This window comes from Pseudomonas palleroniana, from assembly GCF_003031675.1.
Lineage (GTDB): Bacteria > Pseudomonadota > Gammaproteobacteria > Pseudomonadales > Pseudomonadaceae > Aquipseudomonas > Aquipseudomonas palleroniana.
Genome location: NZ_PYWX01000010.1, coordinates 79,857 through 95,079, shown reverse-complemented (window position 1 = coordinate 95,079; position 15,223 = coordinate 79,857). Strand labels below are relative to the sequence as shown.

Sequence of the window (15,223 nt, the reverse complement as noted above, 5' to 3'; positions counted from 1 at the left end):
AGGCACCTCGGTCCTCCTGAAATACCGCGGCGTCTTTGTTGGGGCGGCTTTGCCACCCAGCGCGGGGCAAGCCCGCTCACTACAGAGCTTGGTCGCGGCAGGTTCTTTTAACTGCCCCCTCCCACCGTTCAGCTCAGGACCATCCGCTCCTCGCCGACTTCTTCGGCATAACGGGTCACGACTGTCTGGCACAACCCCACAATCTCCTCCACCAACTCCACTCCCACACGCCACGACACCACCACCTGCAAGTTCGGCAGTTTTTGCGTCATGGGCAACATCACCAATTCCCCCCGCGCCAATTCCTCGCTGACCAGCACCGGCGGCAGCGCCCCGATGCCGAAGCCATCGCGCAGCAAACGGGTAATCGCCGACACCGAATTCACACAGTTCATCCGTGGCGCGGCCACGCCGTTGGCCTGCATCAGGCTCAGCACGTCCTGGTGCGGGTGGGAATTTTTCGAGTAGGTAATGATGCGCTCCTGGGCCAGTTCGGCGAGGGAGGCGTAGTCGCGGTGGTAAATCGAGTGGCTGGCGACGATCCAGGCCATGGGGTGGCTGGCCAGTTCCAGGCTGCGCACGGTTTCCAGGCGCAGCAGGTCGGTTTGCAGGATCAGATCGAGAAAGCCTTTTTGCAACTGATCGCTGAGGTTCAATGCGGTATCGGCGATCAACTCGATTTCCACCAGCGGGAAATGATCCATCAGTTCCGCCACCAACGGGCTCAGCCAGGTGTGGATGACGGTGTCCATCACGCCGATCCGAATGCGCCCGACCTTGCTGCTGGTGGTTTCCAGGGACCGCTTCAGCTCTTGCATGGTCCCCATCATTTGCTCGGCGTAATCGAGCACCTTCAAGCCTTCCGGGGTCAGGCTCACGCCCCGTGAGTCGCGCAGCAACAGCTTCACACCCAGCTCGCTTTCCAACACCGCAATGCGGCTGGAAATCGAGGCCTGGGTCGTGAACAGCTTCTCGGCGGTCAGTCGAAAGCTCTTGAGCTTGGCCACCCAGACGAAGGTTTCGAGGAACTTCAAATTCATGGGATCAACTTTTCTTATGCATGGATCGGTTTTTATTAGTTGGACGCCGCACCGGGCAAACGCCAAAAATCGAGCCATTCCACGATAAGCGTCGTTGGGGTATGAGGACAAGTTGCGAGTTCCGGGTAAAAAATCCCACACTACAAAAAACAACGCCTACAGGAGCGCCCACCGTGAGCCGTCTGTTATTGAATTGCGATATCGGCGAAAGCTTCGGTAACTGGACCATGGGTCTGGATGCCGAGGTCATGCCGTTCATCGATTGCGCCAACGTGGCCTGCGGTTTCCATGCCGGCGACCCGAGCATCATGCGCAAGACCGTCAGCCTGGCTTTCAAGCACGGTGTGCAAGTCGGTGCACACCCGGCCTACCAGGACCTGCAAGGCTTCGGCCGTCGCTCCATGGCCTATACGGCCCAGGAGATCCAGGACCTGCTGCATTATCAGATCGGCGCTCTCGATGGCATTTGTCGCGCCCAGGGCGGACGGGTCAGCTACGTCAAACCCCATGGGGCGATGTACAACGACATGATGGCCAACCCTGCGCAACTGCGTGCAGTGATCCAGGCCGTGGCGGCTTATGGCGATTTGCCGCTGATGCTGCTGGCCACCCGCGACAACAGCGCGGCCCAGGCGCTGGGTGATGAATACGGTGTGATCCTGTGGTTTGAAGCGTTCGCCGACCGCGCCTACGACGCCAAGGGCCACCTGGTTTCCCGTCAATTGCCGGGGGCCGTGCATCACGACGCCGACACGATCTTGCAGCAGGCCCTGACCATTTCCCGTGGCGCAGCCCTGACGGCCAGCGACGGCAGCGCCTTGATCTTGCAGGCCAACACCTTGTGCGTGCATGGCGATAACGCCAGTTCGATCGCTGCGGTACAACGCATCCGCGAGGCGTTGAAGTCAGCATGAAGCCACGCATTGAAGTGGTCGCCATTGACGGCTTGATGGTGCGTCTGTTCGAAGTGATTGCCGAAGCCAATATGCCGTGGATGCTCGCCGCCACTCAGCGCTTGCGCGAGAGGTTCGGCGCGGCGCTGGTGGATCTGGTGCCGTCTTACACCACCTTGATGGTGCATTACGATCTCACGGCGCTCAGCCCGGCCCAGGCACGCGAGTTGATCGACCTGGCATTGACTGACCTGCAACCTCAGGTTCAGGGCAGCGGCCAAGCCCATGTGCTGCCGGTGTGGTACGACCTGAGCGTGGGCCCGGAGCTGACGTTGCTCAGCCGGCGCAGTGGCCTGGCGGTTGAGGCGGTGATCCGCCGTCACAGCGCCCATGAATACCAGGTGTTCGCCCTCGGCTTTGCCCCGGGGTTCGCGTTCATGGGGCTGGTCGATGAAATCCTCGCCACACCGCGCCTCAATACGCCGCGCAAACGCATCGCGGCGGGGAGCGTTGGCATCGCTGAACGGCAAACCGCCGCCTACCCGGTGGTCTCCCCCGGCGGCTGGAACCTGATCGGGCGCACCCCGGCCAAACTCTTCGACCGCGAACGTGACGGCTACAGCCTGATGCAGCCCGGCGACACGGTGCGTTTCGAGCCGGTCGACCACGCCGAATTCATCAACCTGGGTGGCGACGACACGCCGTTGGAGGCGCAGGCATGAGCCACTTGTTGATCGAGGCCAGCACGCCGCTGTGCCTGTTGCAGGATGCGGGCCGCTTTGGTGTGCGCCACCTGGGCGTGACGCAGGGCGGGGCGCTGGATTGGGTCTCGATGTCCTGGGCCAATTGGCTGCTGGGCAATGCGCTGGATGCGCCGGTAGTGGAAATCACCTTGGGCGGCTTTACCCTGCAGGCCGAGGATTATTGCCTGCTGGCGTTGGCCGGGGCGGATCTGGGCGCGTATATCGATGAGCGCGCGATCAGCCCGGGCCGCAGTTTTATCCTGCAAAAGGGCCAGCGGCTGCGCTTCACCCAGCCGTTCAGTGGCGCCCGGGCTTACCTGGCGGCACCGGGCGGGTTCGATGCGCCATCGGTGTTGGGCAGCTGCGCCACGGTCGTGCGCGAGGAGCTGGGCGGCCCGGACGGTTTCGGCAAGGCGTTGGCCCAAGGCGGTCGCCTGGGTTATTCCGGTGTCGGCGGGGCGATGAGGGTGTTGGCTGATCCGGCCTTGCCCGCCAAGGCGCCGCTGGAGGTGATCGTCGGTGCGCAGATCGGCCAGTTCAGCGGCCAAAGCCTGTTTGATGCGTTCAACACCGAATGGACCCTCGACAGCCGCGCCGACCGCATGGGCATGCGCCTGCTGGGCACGCCGTTGCAGTACCAGGGGCCGTCATTGATTTCCGAAGGGATTCCGTTGGGGGCCATCCAGGTGCCGCCGGATGGGCAGCCGATCGTGTTGCTTAATGATCGACAGACGATTGGGGGGTATCCGCGCCTGGGCGCCTTGACGCCGTTGGCGCTGGCGCGATTGGCGCAGTGCCTGCCGGGGGAAACGGTGAGGTTGACGCCGGTGGTGCAGGAGACTGCACACCGGCAGCATGTCGACTTTTTACTGCGGCTGGCCACGGTCTAAAAGACACTGGGATCAAAATGTGGGAGGGGGCTTGCTCCCGATGGCGGTGGCTCAGTACCTGATGGGCTGACTGACACACTGCTATCGGGAGCAAGCCCCCTCCCACATTGGATCTCAGGAGGCGTGTTTATTTGGAGAGAAAACGCATGCCTTCTTCGAGCCCGCGCAGGGTCAGCGGATACATCTGGTCTTCCACCAACTCCCGCACAATCCCGGTCGACGCCGTATAGCCCCACGTGTCCTTCGGATACGGGTTAATCCAGATCAGCTTCTTGTACTTGGCCATGAAGCGCTGCATCCACACATACCCAGGCTCCTCGTTCCAGTGCTCGACGCTGCCACCGGCTTGCGTGATTTCGTAGGGCGCCATCGACGCGTCGCCGATGAAAATCACTTTGTAATCCGCGCCGTACTTGTGCAGCAGGTCTTGTGTGGACGTGCGTTCAGAGGTGCGACGCTGGTTGTTCTTCCACACCGACTCGTACACGAAGTTATGGAAGTAGAAGTACTCCAGGTGCTTGAACTCGGTCTTGCACGCGGAAAACAACTCTTCGCAGATCTTCACATGGGCGTCCATCGAGCCGCCGATATCGAACAGCAACAGCAGCTTGATGGTGTTGCGCCGCTCCGGACGCATCTGGATATTCAGCAGGCCGGCATCGCGAGCGGTGTGGTCGATGGTGCCGTCGATGTCCAACTCTTCCGCCGCGCCTTGACGGGCGAACTTGCGCAGGCGGCGCAGCGCGATCTTGATGTTGCGCGTACCCAGCTCGACCTGATCGTCGAGGTTCTTGTACTCGCGCTGGTCCCACACCTTCACGGCTTTGCCCTGGCGCTTGCCCGCATCGCCGACGCGGATACCTTCCGGGTTGTAACCACCGGAGCCGAATGGGCTGGTGCCGCCGGTGCCGATCCACTTGTTGCCGCCGGCGTGGCGTTCTTTCTGTTCTTCCAGGCGTTTCTTGAATTCCTCGATCAATTTGTCGAGGCCGCCCAGGGACTGGATCTGCGCGCGTTCCTCATCGGTCAGCGAGCGTTCGAACTCCTTGCGCAGCCAGTCTTCCGGGATCAGCGCCTGCAGATGGTCATCGAGTTTTTCCAGGCCGTTGAAGTAGGCACCGAAGGCGCGGTCGAACTTGTCGTAATGCCGTTCGTCCTTGACCAGAATCGCCCGGGCCAAGTAGTAAAACTCGTCCATGTCGGCGAACGTCACCCGCTGTTTCAGGGCGTTGATCAGGTCGAGCAGCTCGCGTACCGACACTGGCACCTTGGCTGCACGCATTTCATTGAACAGGTTGAGCAACATTATCGATTACCGCGACGGCTCATGAAGGCCAGGCGTTCCAGCAACTGAACGTCCTGCTCGTTCTTCACCAGGGCGCCGGCCAGGGGCGGAATGGCCTTGGTCGGGTCGCGCTCGCGCAGCACGGCCTCGCCGATGTTGTCGGCCATCAGCAGTTTGAGCCAGTCGACCAGTTCGGAAGTGGAAGGTTTTTTCTTCAGGCCCGGCACTTTGCGCACATCGAAGAATACGTCCAGCGCTTCGCTGACCAGTTCTTTCTTGATATCGGGGTAGTGCACATCCACGATCTTTTGCAGGGTGGTGCGGTCGGGGAAGGCGATGTAATGGAAGAAGCAGCGGCGCAGGAAGGCGTCCGGCAGTTCTTTTTCGTTGTTGGAGGTAATGATGATGATCGGGCGTTTTTTGGCCTTGATGGTCTCGTCGATTTCGTAGACGTAGAACTCCATCTTGTCGAGCTCTTGCAGCAGGTCGTTGGGGAACTCGATGTCAGCCTTGTCGATTTCGTCGATCAGCAGGATGACGCGTTCTTCGGATTCGAAGGCTTCCCAGAGCTTGCCCTTCTTCAGGTAGTTGCGCACGTCGTGGACTTTATCCACGCCCAACTGCGAGTCGCGCAGGCGGCTGACCGCGTCGTACTCGTACAGGCCCTGGTGGGCCTTGGTGGTGGATTTGATGTGCCAGGTGATCAGCTTGGCGCCGAAGGATTCGGCCAGTTGCTCGGCGAGCATGGTCTTGCCGGTGCCCGGTTCGCCCTTGACCAGCAACGGGCGTTCCAAAGTAATCGCAGCGTTGACGGCCAGTTTCAAGTCGTCGGTGGCAACGTAGGCCTGGGTGCCTTCGAACTTCATCGGTCATTCCTCGAATTCATCTATGCCCGGACTATACCGCGCAGCCCCGGCGACTGTGAACGCAGGCGGATTATTCAGTCTCTGAATGACCGGTCACATTCAATTCGCCGAGGGTTTGGGTTGTTCATACCGCGCATTGAAGGCCTGGATGAAACCGTTACGCAAAATCGCCAAAAACGCGGAGAACGCGCTGATATTTTGCTGGTGCACGCTGCCGCTTAACTCTACGCGGGTGGCAAACTGGTTTTTGTTCTGATTCTTCAATACGGTTTCGCTGGCGCCGACCACGGCTTCCCAGATCGAGCGGAAGATGTTCTTGTCCTTGTTCTCGACGTCCTGCTGCCAGTCGAACACCTCGACATCGCGCAGCAGCGGTTTGATGTAGCCTTTCAACTGGCCTTTTTCGGCCTGGGCCTCGATCACCACATCGCCGGTGCCGGCCTTGAAGTCGAATTTGCCGTAGGCCGAGGCAAACTCGTTCATGCGCTTGAGTTGCAGGTCCTTGGCGCGGAAACGGAATTCGAAATCTTCGAAATTGCTCAACGGGTCAAAGGTGGCGGAGGCTTCCAGCGGAGCCTGGCCCTGCAACAGGGCTTTGCCTTCGAAGCTGGCGTCACGCTTGCCCTGGACGTCGACCACATTGGTCAGGTTGTAGAAACTGGCGTTCACCGAACTGGCCTTGATATTCACCGGCGGCTTGGAGGTGAAGTTGTGGAAGGCGATCTTGCCGTCTTGAATGCGCACTTCGTTGAGCGTGATCGGCAACAGTTTGCCCAACTGTTCACGCCAGTCGGTGCCCTTACCGGTCTGCGAGGATTGTTGGTTGCCGCCGTCGACAAAATTCAGCTCCGGCTGGAAGAACTGCACCTCGGCCACCACGGCGTGGTCGTACCACAGCGAATGCCAGCTCACCGACAAATCGATCACCGGCGCCTTGACGAACGGCACCGGCACCTTGCCGTCGACCTTGACGATCTGCAAGCCATTGATCCGGTACGCGCCGCGCCACAGCGCCACGTCCACATCCGTGACCTGGCCACGGTAATCGCCCATGTCGGCGAGCTTGTCATTGAGGTAATTGCGCACCAGATAGGGCAGGGCCAGGTCCAGGGCGATCAACAGCACCACCAGTACGGCGACGATCCATAGCAGCCCACTGTAGCGACGTTTCATAGTGAGGTTCTCCAACGGTATAGGCGATGGACCTTTGGCGTGGGCGCAACGTTCCTCTGACTGGACGCCTCGGATGACGAGGCATACCCTTGGGGCCATTGTTCAAATTGCTTTAAGGACCCGTCATGAGCCGCATCTTTGCAGACAACGCGCACTCCATCGGTAATACGCCCCTGGTACAGATCAACCGCATCGCACCGCGTGGCGTGACCATCCTGGCCAAGATCGAGGGGCGTAACCCGGGCTATTCGGTGAAGTGCCGCATTGGCGCGAATATGATCTGGGACGCCGAGAGCACCGGCAAACTCAAGCCGGGCATGACCATCGTCGAGCCGACATCCGGCAACACCGGCATTGGCCTGGCCTTTGTCGCTGCGGCCCGTGGCTACAAACTGCTGCTGACCATGCCAGCGTCCATGAGCATCGAACGCCGTAAGGTACTCAAGGCCCTCGGTGCCGAACTGGTGCTGACCGAGCCGGCCAAAGGCATGAAGGGCGCCATCGAAAAAGCCGGCGAAATCGTTGCCGGCGATCCGTCCCAGTACTTTATGCCGGGCCAGTTCGAGAACCCGGCCAACCCGGCGATCCACGAAAAAACCACCGGCCCGGAAATCTGGAACGACACCGACGGCGCCGTGGATGTGCTCGTGGCAGGCGTGGGCACCGGCGGCACCATCACTGGCGTGTCGCGGTATATCAAGAAGACGGTCGGTAAGCCGATTGTGTCGGTGGCCGTCGAGCCGATCATCTCGCCGGTGATCACTCAGGCGCTGGCTGGTGAAGAGATCAAGCCCAGCCCGCATAAAATCCAGGGGATCGGCGCCGGTTTCGTGCCGAAAAACCTCGATTTGTCGATGGTCGACCGCGTCGAACTGGTGACCGACGATGAGTCCAAGGCCATGGCCCTGCGCCTGATGCAGGAGGAGGGGATCCTGTGCGGTATTTCCTGTGGCGCCGCCATGGCCGTGGCCGTGCGCCTGGCCGAGAAACCGGAAATGCAGGGCAAGACCATCGTGGTGATCCTGCCGGACTCCGGTGAGCGCTACCTGTCGAGCATGCTGTTCAGTGATTTGTTTACCGAGCAAGAGAACCAGGCTTGATCGCCTGTAGTGAGCGGGCTTACACCCGCGCTGGGGTGCGCAGCCGCCCCAACAAGGACGCCGCGGTGTTTTAGAAAGACCGAGGTGTCTGGATTAGGGCGGCTTCGCCCCCCAGCGCGGGGCAAGCCCGCTCACTACAAGTCTTTATCCAAGGGGGTTGATGTAGGTCAGCCGGTCGACCTGGGCCTTCTGCATACTGGCTCAAGTGTTTATCATGGCCGGCTGCTACGTCTGCTGTTGGCCAGGCGCTTATTTCCAGGAGTTGCTGCATGACCTTTTCTTTGGCCGCCAAACTGTCGGTGCTGTCGCTTTTTATCGGCAGCATTCTGTACGTGCATTTGCGCGGCAAGGCGCGTTTGCCGGTGTTGCGTCAGTTCGTCAACCATTCGGCGCTGTTCGCCCCTTATAACGCCTTGATGTACCTGTTTTCGGCGGTGCCGTCCAAACCCTACCTGGACCGCAGCAAGTTCCCCGAACTGGATGTGCTCAAGGACAACTGGGAAGTGATCCGCGAAGAGGCCATGCACCTGTTCGACGAGGGTTACATCCGCGCCGCCGAAAAGAACAACGACGCCGGTTTCGGCTCGTTCTTCAAAAAGGGCTGGAAGCGTTTCTACCTCAAGTGGTACGACAAACCGCTGCCGTCGGCCGAGGCTCTGTGCCCGAAAACCGTGGCGCTGGTGAGCCGCATCCCTAACGTCAAGGGCGCAATGTTCGCGCTGTTGCCGGGCGGCAGCCACCTGAACCCGCACCGCGACCCGTTTGCCGGTTCCCTGCGTTATCACCTGGGCCTGTCCACGCCGAACTCCGACGATTGCCGCATCTTTGTCGACGGCCAGATCTATGCCTGGCGCGACGGTGAAGACGTGATGTTCGACGAAACCTATGTGCACTGGGTGAAGAACGAAACCGAACAGACCCGCGTCATCCTGTTCTGCGACATCGAGCGCCCGCTGAGCAACCGCCTGATGACCCGCGTCAACCGCTGGGTCAGCAAGCAACTGGGCCGCGCCACCGCGCCGCAGAACCTGGATGACGAACGCGTAGGCGGGATCAACCAGGCCTATGCCTGGAGCAAGACCTTCAGCGACAAGTTCAGTGGTGTGGTCAAGCAGTGGAAGCGCAAGCATCCCAAGGCCTACCGTGTTGCACGGCCGGTGCTGGCTGTGGTGGTGCTGGTGTTGCTGTGGCGTTGGTTGTTCTGATCGCAACACAGTAAAAAAAGTGGGAGGGGGCTTGCTCCCGATAGCGGTGGGTCAGGTACACAGACTCAACCTGATACACCGCTATCGGGAGCAAGCCCCCTCCCACATTTGATCTCCTTTGAGTTTTCTACGAGGCGATCAGTTGGCGCAGTACGTAGTGCAGGATGCCCCCGGCTTTGAAGTATTCGACTTCGTTCAGGGTATCAATCCGGCACAGCACCTCGACCTTCTCGGTGCTGCCATCTTCCCGGGTAATCACCAGCGTCAGGTTCATTCGCGGCTCGATCTCGGCTTGGGTCAGCCCAAGAATATCGATCGTCTCCCGGCCGCTCAGTTTGAGCGTCTTGCGGTTCTGATCCAGCTTGAACTGCAAGGGCAGCACGCCCATGCCCACCAGGTTGGAACGGTGGATACGCTCGAAACTCTCGGCGATCACCGCCTTGACCCCCAGCAGGTTGGTACCCTTGGCTGCCCAGTCGCGGCTGGAGCCGGTGCCGTATTCTTGCCCGGCAACCACCACCAGCGGCGTGCCCGCCGCCTGGTACTTCATCGCCGCATCGTAGATCGCCATCTTCTCGCCGGTGGGGATATACAACGTATTGCCGCCTTCCTCGCCGCCGAGCATTTCGTTGCGGATGCGGATATTGGCAAAGGTGCCGCGCATCATCACTTCATGGTTGCCCCGGCGTGAGCCGTAGGAGTTGAAGTCGCGCGGTTCCACGCCTTGCTCGCGCAGGTAGCGACCGGCGGGGCTGTCGGTCTTGATATTACCGGCAGGGGAGATGTGGTCGGTGGTCACCGAATCCCCCAGCAGGGCCAGCACCTTGGCGCCTTTGACATCCTCGATCACCGGCAAAGGCCCGGCAATATCATCGAAGAACGGCGGGTGCTGGATGTAGGTGGAGTCCTTCTGCCATACGTAGGTCGCGGCCTGCGGTACTTCAATCGCTTGCCATTGCGCGTCCCCGGCAAACACCTCGGCGTATTCCTTGTGGAACATGCCCGTGCTGACCTGGGCCACCGCGTCGGCGATTTCCTGGCTGCTTGGCCAGATGTCCTTGAGGTACACCGGCTTGCCATCCCGGTCGTTGCCCAGCGGTTCGCGGCTGATATCGATGCGCACCGTACCGGCCAGCGCATACGCCACCACCAGCGGCGGTGAGGCCAGCCAGTTGGTTTTCACCAGCGGGTGCACGCGGCCTTCGAAGTTGCGGTTGCCGGACAGAACCGAAGCGACGGTGAGGTCGGCTTTCTGGATGGCTTTTTCAATCGGCTCGGGCAATGGGCCGGAGTTGCCGATGCAGGTGGTGCAGCCATAACCCACCAGGTCGAAGCCCAGTTTGTCCAGGTATTGGGTGAGGCCCGCCGCCTTGTAATAGTCGGTGACCACTTTGGAGCCGGGCGCCAAGGAACTCTTGACCCAAGGTTTGCGGGTCAGGCCCTTTTCCACGGCCTTTTTCGCTACCAGCCCGGCCGCCATCATCACGCTGGGGTTGGAGGTGTTGGTGCAGGAAGTGATCGCCGCGATCACCACGGCGCCGTTTTTCAAGCGATAGGTCTGGCCAGCCTCTTCATAGTCGGTTTCGCCCACCAGGTCGGCATTGCCCACTGCGACGCCACCGCCGCCTTCGCTTTCCAGGCGGCCCTCTTCTTTGCTGGCGGGTTTGAACTGCAGGTCGAGGAAGTCGCTGAACGCTTGGCCCACATTGGGCAGCGAGACCCGGTCCTGCGGGCGTTTCGGCCCGGCGAGGCTGGCTTCGACGTCGCCCATGTCCAGCGCCAGGCTGTCGGTGAACACCGGCTCCTGGCCTGCGTTGCGCCACAGGCCCTGGGCCTTGGTGTAGGCCTCTACCAGCTTGACGGTTTCGGTCGGGCGACCGGACAGGCGCAGGTAGTCCAGGGTCACTTCATCAACCGGGAAAAAACCGCAGGTGGCGCCATATTCCGGGGCCATGTTGGCGATGGTGGCGCGGTCCGCCAGAGGCAGGTCGGCGAGGCCGTCGCCATAGAACTCGACGAATTTACCCACCACGCCTTTTTTGCGCAGCATCTGGGTGACGGTCAGCACCAGGTCGGTAGCGGTGATGCCTTCCTTGAGCTTGCCGGTGAGCTTGAAGCCAATGACTTCCGGAATCAGCATCGACACCGGTTGGCCGAGCATCGCCGCTTCCGCTTCGATCCCGCCCACCCCCCAGCCGAGTACGCCCAGGCCGTTAATCATGGTGGTGTGGGAGTCGGTGCCCACCAGTGTGTCGGGGAATGCGTAGGTGCGGCCGTCTTCGTCCTTGGTCCATACGGTGCGGCCCAGGTATTCGAGGTTGACCTGGTGGCAGATGCCGGTGCCGGGCGGTACCACACTGAAATTGTCAAAGGCGCTCTGGCCCCAGCGCAGGAAGGCGTAGCGTTCGCCGTTGCGCTGCATTTCAATGTCGACGTTCTGCTCGAACGCGCTGGTGCTGCCGAACTTGTCGACCATCACCGAGTGGTCGATCACCAGGTCCACCGGGGAGAGCGGGTTGATGCGCTGCGGGTCGCCCCCGGCCTTGGCCACGGCGGCGCGCATGGCGGCCAGGTCGACCACGGCCGGTACGCCGGTGAAGTCCTGCATCAGCACCCGTGCGGGGCGGTATTGGATCTCGCGGTCGGACCGACGCTCTTTGAGCCAGGCGGCGATGGCCTTGAGGTCGGCACCGGTGACGGTCTTGGCGTCTTCCCAGCGCAGCAGGTTTTCCAGCAGCACCTTGAGCGACATCGGCAGCGTGTCCAGGTCACCCAGGCTCTTGGCGGCTTCGGGCAGGCTGAAGTAGTGGTAGGTCTTGCTGTCTATTTCCAGTGTTTTAAGGGTTCTCAGGCTATCAAGGGATGACATTACGTGACTCCTTATGGTCCGCACGGCTACGGACCTGACGGGACGAACAGAGCCTTACACGTTAGCCCTGTTTTCATTAGCAGGCTAATAACTGGACTCTATCGCTAAGTCCAAGGTTCAGAACTCCGTTATCATGCGCGGGTTTTCATGACAGGTATTGCGATAGCGCAAGCCGGTCGATTCACCAGGAGAGTTGATGAACACCCTTTTTATGCACTGCCGCCCGGGTTTTGAAGGCGAAGTCTGTTCCGAGATCGCGGAGCACGCCGCGCGCCTGAACGTTTCCGGCTATGCCAAGGCCAAGACCGGCAGCGCCTGCGCCGAATTTGTCTGCACCGAAGAAGACGGCGCCCAGCGCCTGATGCACGGCCAGCGTTTTGCCGAGTTGATCTTCCCAAGGCAGTGGGCGCGCGGGGTGTTTATCGACTTGCCGGAAACGGATCGCATCAGCGTAATCCTCGCGCACCTGCAAGGCTTCCCGGTGTGCGGCAGCCTGTGGCTGGAAATGGTCGACACCAACGACGGCAAAGAGCTGTCGAATTTCTGCAAGAAATTCGAAGTGCACCTGCGCAAAGCCTTGTTGAACGCCGGCAAGCTGGTGGACGACCCGAGCAAGCCGCGCCTGCTGCTGACCTTCAAGAGTGGCCGTGAGGTGTTCATGGGCCTGGCCGAGTCGAATAATTCGGCGATGTGGCCGATGGGCATCCCCCGCCTGAAGTTCCCCCGCGAAGCGCCGAGCCGCTCGACGTTGAAACTGGAAGAGGCGTGGCACCACTTCATCCCCCGCGAGCAGTGGGACGAGCGGCTGCACAGCGACATGACCGGCGTCGACCTGGGCGCAGCACCGGGCGGCTGGACCTGGCAACTGGTCAACCGCGGCATGCTGGTGACCGCCATCGATAACGGCCCCATGGCCGAAAGCCTGATGGACACCGGCCTGGTGCAGCATTTGATGGCCGACGGCTTCACCTTCGTGCCCAAGCAGCCGGTGGACTGGATGGTCTGCGACATCGTTGAAAAGCCTGCACGTAATGCGGCGCTGCTGGAAACCTGGATCGGCGAGGGGCATTGCCGTGAGGCGGTGGTGAACCTCAAGTTGCCGATGAAGCAGCGCTATGCCGAAGTCAAGCGCTTGCTGGAGCGTATCGAGGAAGGCTTCAAGGCGCGCGGCATTCGCGTGGAGATCGGCTGCAAACAGCTGTATCACGATCGTGAAGAAGTGACTTGCCACTTGCGTCGGCTGGAAACTGCGAAGAAACCCAAGACCCGCTGAAGAATTGAACTGACCACAAAACCCCTGTGGGAGCGGGCTTGCTCGCGAAAGCGGTATAACCGTCGAAATCCATGTTGAATGTGCCCGCGTCTTCGCGAGCAAGCCCGCTCCCACATTTTGAGCGGTGCCGTTTCAGGAGTGATGTATGAACCAACCCCTCGATTTGCCTGTAGACGCAGTGCTCGATGCAACGGGCCTCAACTGCCCGGAGCCGGTGATGATGCTGCACCAACACATCCGTGACCTGCCGCCGGGCGGCTTGCTCAAGGTGATCGCGACCGACCCGTCGACCCGCCGCGATATCCCCAAGTTCTGCGTGTTCCTTGACCACGAACTGGTGGATCAGCAGGAGCAGGCTGGTACGTACCTGTATTGGATTCGCAAGAACGCTTCCTGAATTGCGTTCCTAGCTATACGCCTTGTGCGCACGGATGCGCCGGCGTGCACTGCGCGCCAGGCGTACCAGCAGCATCCCCGCCGCACAGCTCAAGCCCACGATCAGCCCTTGCCACAAGCCGCTTGGGCCGCTGGGCGCGCCGAGCCAGTCGGTCAGGCCCAGGGCGTAGCCCACCGGCAGGCCCACGCCCCAATAGGCGAACAACGTCAGCACCATGGTCACCCGGGTATCCTGGTAACCACGCAGCGCGCCGGCGGCGGTGACCTGGACCGAGTCGGAGAACTGGAACAGCGCCGAAAACACGATCAGCGTCGAGGCCAGGTGGATCACGACCGGGTCGGGGGTGTAGATCGTCGCAATCTGTTCGCGGAACACCAGCATCAGGCCGCAGGACAAGCAGGCGTACGCCAACGCCGTACCCATGCCGACCCCGGCGGCAAAGCGCGCTTCACGGGGTTCGCCACGGCCCAGGGCCTGGCCGACGCGTACAGTGATCGCCATGCTCAGGGAGTAAGGAATCATGAACACCAGGGAACTGACGTTCAGCGCGATCTGGTGACCCGAGACCACGGTAGCGCCCAGGCTGCCGATCAGCAGGGCGATCACCGCGAAGATGCTCGACTCGGCAAAGATCGCGACGCCGATGGGCAGGCCGATGCCCAGCACGCGCTTGATCACCGACCACTGGGGCCAGTCGAAACGCTTGAACAGCTCGCTGCTCTGATAGGCCGGCCCCCAGCGGGTCCAGGCGGCCAGGCCGAGCATCATCACCCACATCGCAATCGCCGTGGCCCAACCACAGCCCGCGCCGCCCATGGCCGGTACGCCCAGGTGGCCGTAGATGAAGATGTAATTCAGGGGAATGTTCAGCGCCAACCCACACAGGCCCATGACCATGCTTGGCCGCGTGCGGCCCAGGCCGTCACTGAAACAGCGCAACACGTAATAGAACGCGACAGCCGGCATGCCTGCGGCGATACCGTGCAGGTAGCCCATGGAGGGTTCGATCAGGTCGGGCTCGACCTTCATGGCATGCAGGATGGGTTCGGCGCAGAGCAGCAACAACGCGGCACTGATCCCGACCACCAGCGCCAGCCACAGGGCTTGGCGCACCAGTGGGCCGATCTCGCTGAACTGGCCGGCGCCGTAGCGCTGGGCGACTTTCGGCGTGGTGGCCAGTAGGGTGCCGGTCATCAGCAGATACACCGGAATCCAGATCGAATTGCCCAGGCCCACCGCGGCCAGATCCTGCGGGCTGACGCGCCCAGCCATCACGGCGTCGACAAAGCTCATCGCCGTGGTTGCCAGTTGGCCGATCATGATCGGCAGGGCGAGGGTCAGCAGGCCGCGCACTTCCCGACTGATACGGGCGGGGCGGGTGAGGGGGGTGGTGGCAGTGTTCACGTGCGGGGGTGTCCAATCGGGAAGCGAAGTGCAAGGACGGCGGATTCTACGCTTTGACGCATTGGCCAGGAAAAAACCTGTGTTA

13 protein-coding genes are annotated in these 15,223 nt (G+C 61.3%); 7 read left to right on the top strand and 6 right to left on the bottom strand.

Features of this window, described 5'->3' with window-relative positions:
* Nucleotides 1-128: 128 nt before the first annotated feature.
* The gene (locus tag C9383_RS02855; RefSeq protein ID WP_090366179.1) at nucleotides 129-1,040 is read right to left on the bottom strand and encodes a LysR family transcriptional regulator; all 912 of its coding nucleotides are present in this window, start codon (nucleotides 1,038-1,040) and stop codon (nucleotides 129-131) included.
* Nucleotides 1,041-1,213: 173 nt separating this feature from the next.
* On the opposite strand from C9383_RS02855, the gene C9383_RS02850 reads away from it, so the two are divergent.
* The 3 genes from C9383_RS02850 to C9383_RS02840 are packed head-to-tail and all read left to right on the top strand — an operon-like array spanning nucleotide 1,214 to nucleotide 3,566.
* Nucleotides 1,214-1,954, top strand: coding sequence for a 5-oxoprolinase subunit PxpA (locus tag C9383_RS02850; protein WP_060753124.1), 741 nt, complete (start codon nucleotides 1,214-1,216; stop codon nucleotides 1,952-1,954).
* On the top strand, nucleotides 1,951-2,655 hold the full coding sequence (locus tag C9383_RS02845) for a 5-oxoprolinase subunit B family protein (protein ID WP_090366177.1): 705 nt from the start codon (nucleotides 1,951-1,953) through the stop codon (nucleotides 2,653-2,655). The genes C9383_RS02850 and C9383_RS02845 overlap by 4 nt, the downstream gene beginning before the upstream one ends.
* Nucleotides 2,652-3,566: a 5-oxoprolinase subunit C family protein gene (locus C9383_RS02840; protein ID WP_090366176.1), complete on the top strand. Its 915-nt coding sequence runs from the start codon at nucleotides 2,652-2,654 to the stop codon at nucleotides 3,564-3,566. The genes C9383_RS02845 and C9383_RS02840 overlap by 4 nt, the downstream gene beginning before the upstream one ends.
* Nucleotides 3,567-3,693: 127 nt before the next feature.
* On the opposite strand, the gene C9383_RS02835 is transcribed toward C9383_RS02840, so the two are convergent.
* The 3 genes from C9383_RS02835 to C9383_RS02825 all read right to left on the bottom strand — a co-directional run bounded on the left by C9383_RS02835 (nucleotide 3,694) and on the right by C9383_RS02825 (nucleotide 6,890).
* The gene (locus C9383_RS02835) at nucleotides 3,694-4,872 is read right to left on the bottom strand and encodes a vWA domain-containing protein (RefSeq protein ID WP_060753127.1); all 1,179 of its coding nucleotides are present in this window, start codon (nucleotides 4,870-4,872) and stop codon (nucleotides 3,694-3,696) included.
* Nucleotides 4,872-5,717: an AAA family ATPase gene (locus C9383_RS02830; protein WP_060753128.1), complete on the bottom strand. Its 846-nt coding sequence runs from the start codon at nucleotides 5,715-5,717 to the stop codon at nucleotides 4,872-4,874. Before C9383_RS02830 ends, C9383_RS02835 begins: the two co-directional genes overlap by 1 nt.
* Before the next feature lie 99 nt (nucleotides 5,718-5,816).
* A complete protein-coding gene (locus C9383_RS02825; RefSeq protein WP_090366174.1) occupies nucleotides 5,817-6,890 on the bottom strand; it encodes a DUF748 domain-containing protein in 1,074 nt (357 codons plus the stop codon).
* 125 nt (nucleotides 6,891-7,015) lie between these two features.
* Between C9383_RS02825 and cysK the strand changes: the two genes are divergently transcribed.
* Nucleotides 7,016-7,990 (top strand): cysteine synthase A, encoded by a 975-nt coding sequence (gene cysK, locus C9383_RS02820; RefSeq protein WP_090366173.1) that lies wholly within the window; start codon nucleotides 7,016-7,018, stop codon nucleotides 7,988-7,990.
* A 269-nt stretch (nucleotides 7,991-8,259) separates the two neighbouring features.
* Nucleotides 8,260-9,195: an aspartyl/asparaginyl beta-hydroxylase domain-containing protein gene (locus C9383_RS02815; protein ID WP_090366171.1), complete on the top strand. Its 936-nt coding sequence runs from the start codon at nucleotides 8,260-8,262 to the stop codon at nucleotides 9,193-9,195.
* Nucleotides 9,196-9,322: 127 nt separating this feature from the next.
* Here C9383_RS02815 and acnA read toward each other — a convergent pair whose 3' ends face one another.
* A complete protein-coding gene (acnA, locus tag C9383_RS02810) occupies nucleotides 9,323-12,064 on the bottom strand; it encodes an aconitate hydratase AcnA (RefSeq protein WP_090366169.1) in 2,742 nt (913 codons plus the stop codon).
* A 196-nt stretch (nucleotides 12,065-12,260) separates the two neighbouring features.
* Here acnA and rlmM point away from each other — a divergent pair, with 196 nt between their 5' ends.
* A complete protein-coding gene (rlmM, locus tag C9383_RS02805) occupies nucleotides 12,261-13,337 on the top strand; it encodes a 23S rRNA (cytidine(2498)-2'-O)-methyltransferase RlmM (RefSeq protein ID WP_060753133.1) in 1,077 nt (358 codons plus the stop codon).
* A 145-nt stretch (nucleotides 13,338-13,482) separates the two neighbouring features.
* Entirely contained in the window at nucleotides 13,483-13,734 is a 252-nt protein-coding gene (gene tusA, locus C9383_RS02795; RefSeq protein WP_060753134.1) for a sulfurtransferase TusA, read from the top strand.
* A 9-nt stretch (nucleotides 13,735-13,743) separates the two neighbouring features.
* Here tusA and C9383_RS02790 read toward each other — a convergent pair whose 3' ends face one another.
* Complete coding sequence (locus C9383_RS02790; protein WP_060753135.1) at nucleotides 13,744-15,138, bottom strand: MATE family efflux transporter; 1,395 nt, start codon at nucleotides 15,136-15,138, stop codon at nucleotides 13,744-13,746.
* Between the last annotated feature and the right edge of the window lie 85 nt (nucleotides 15,139-15,223).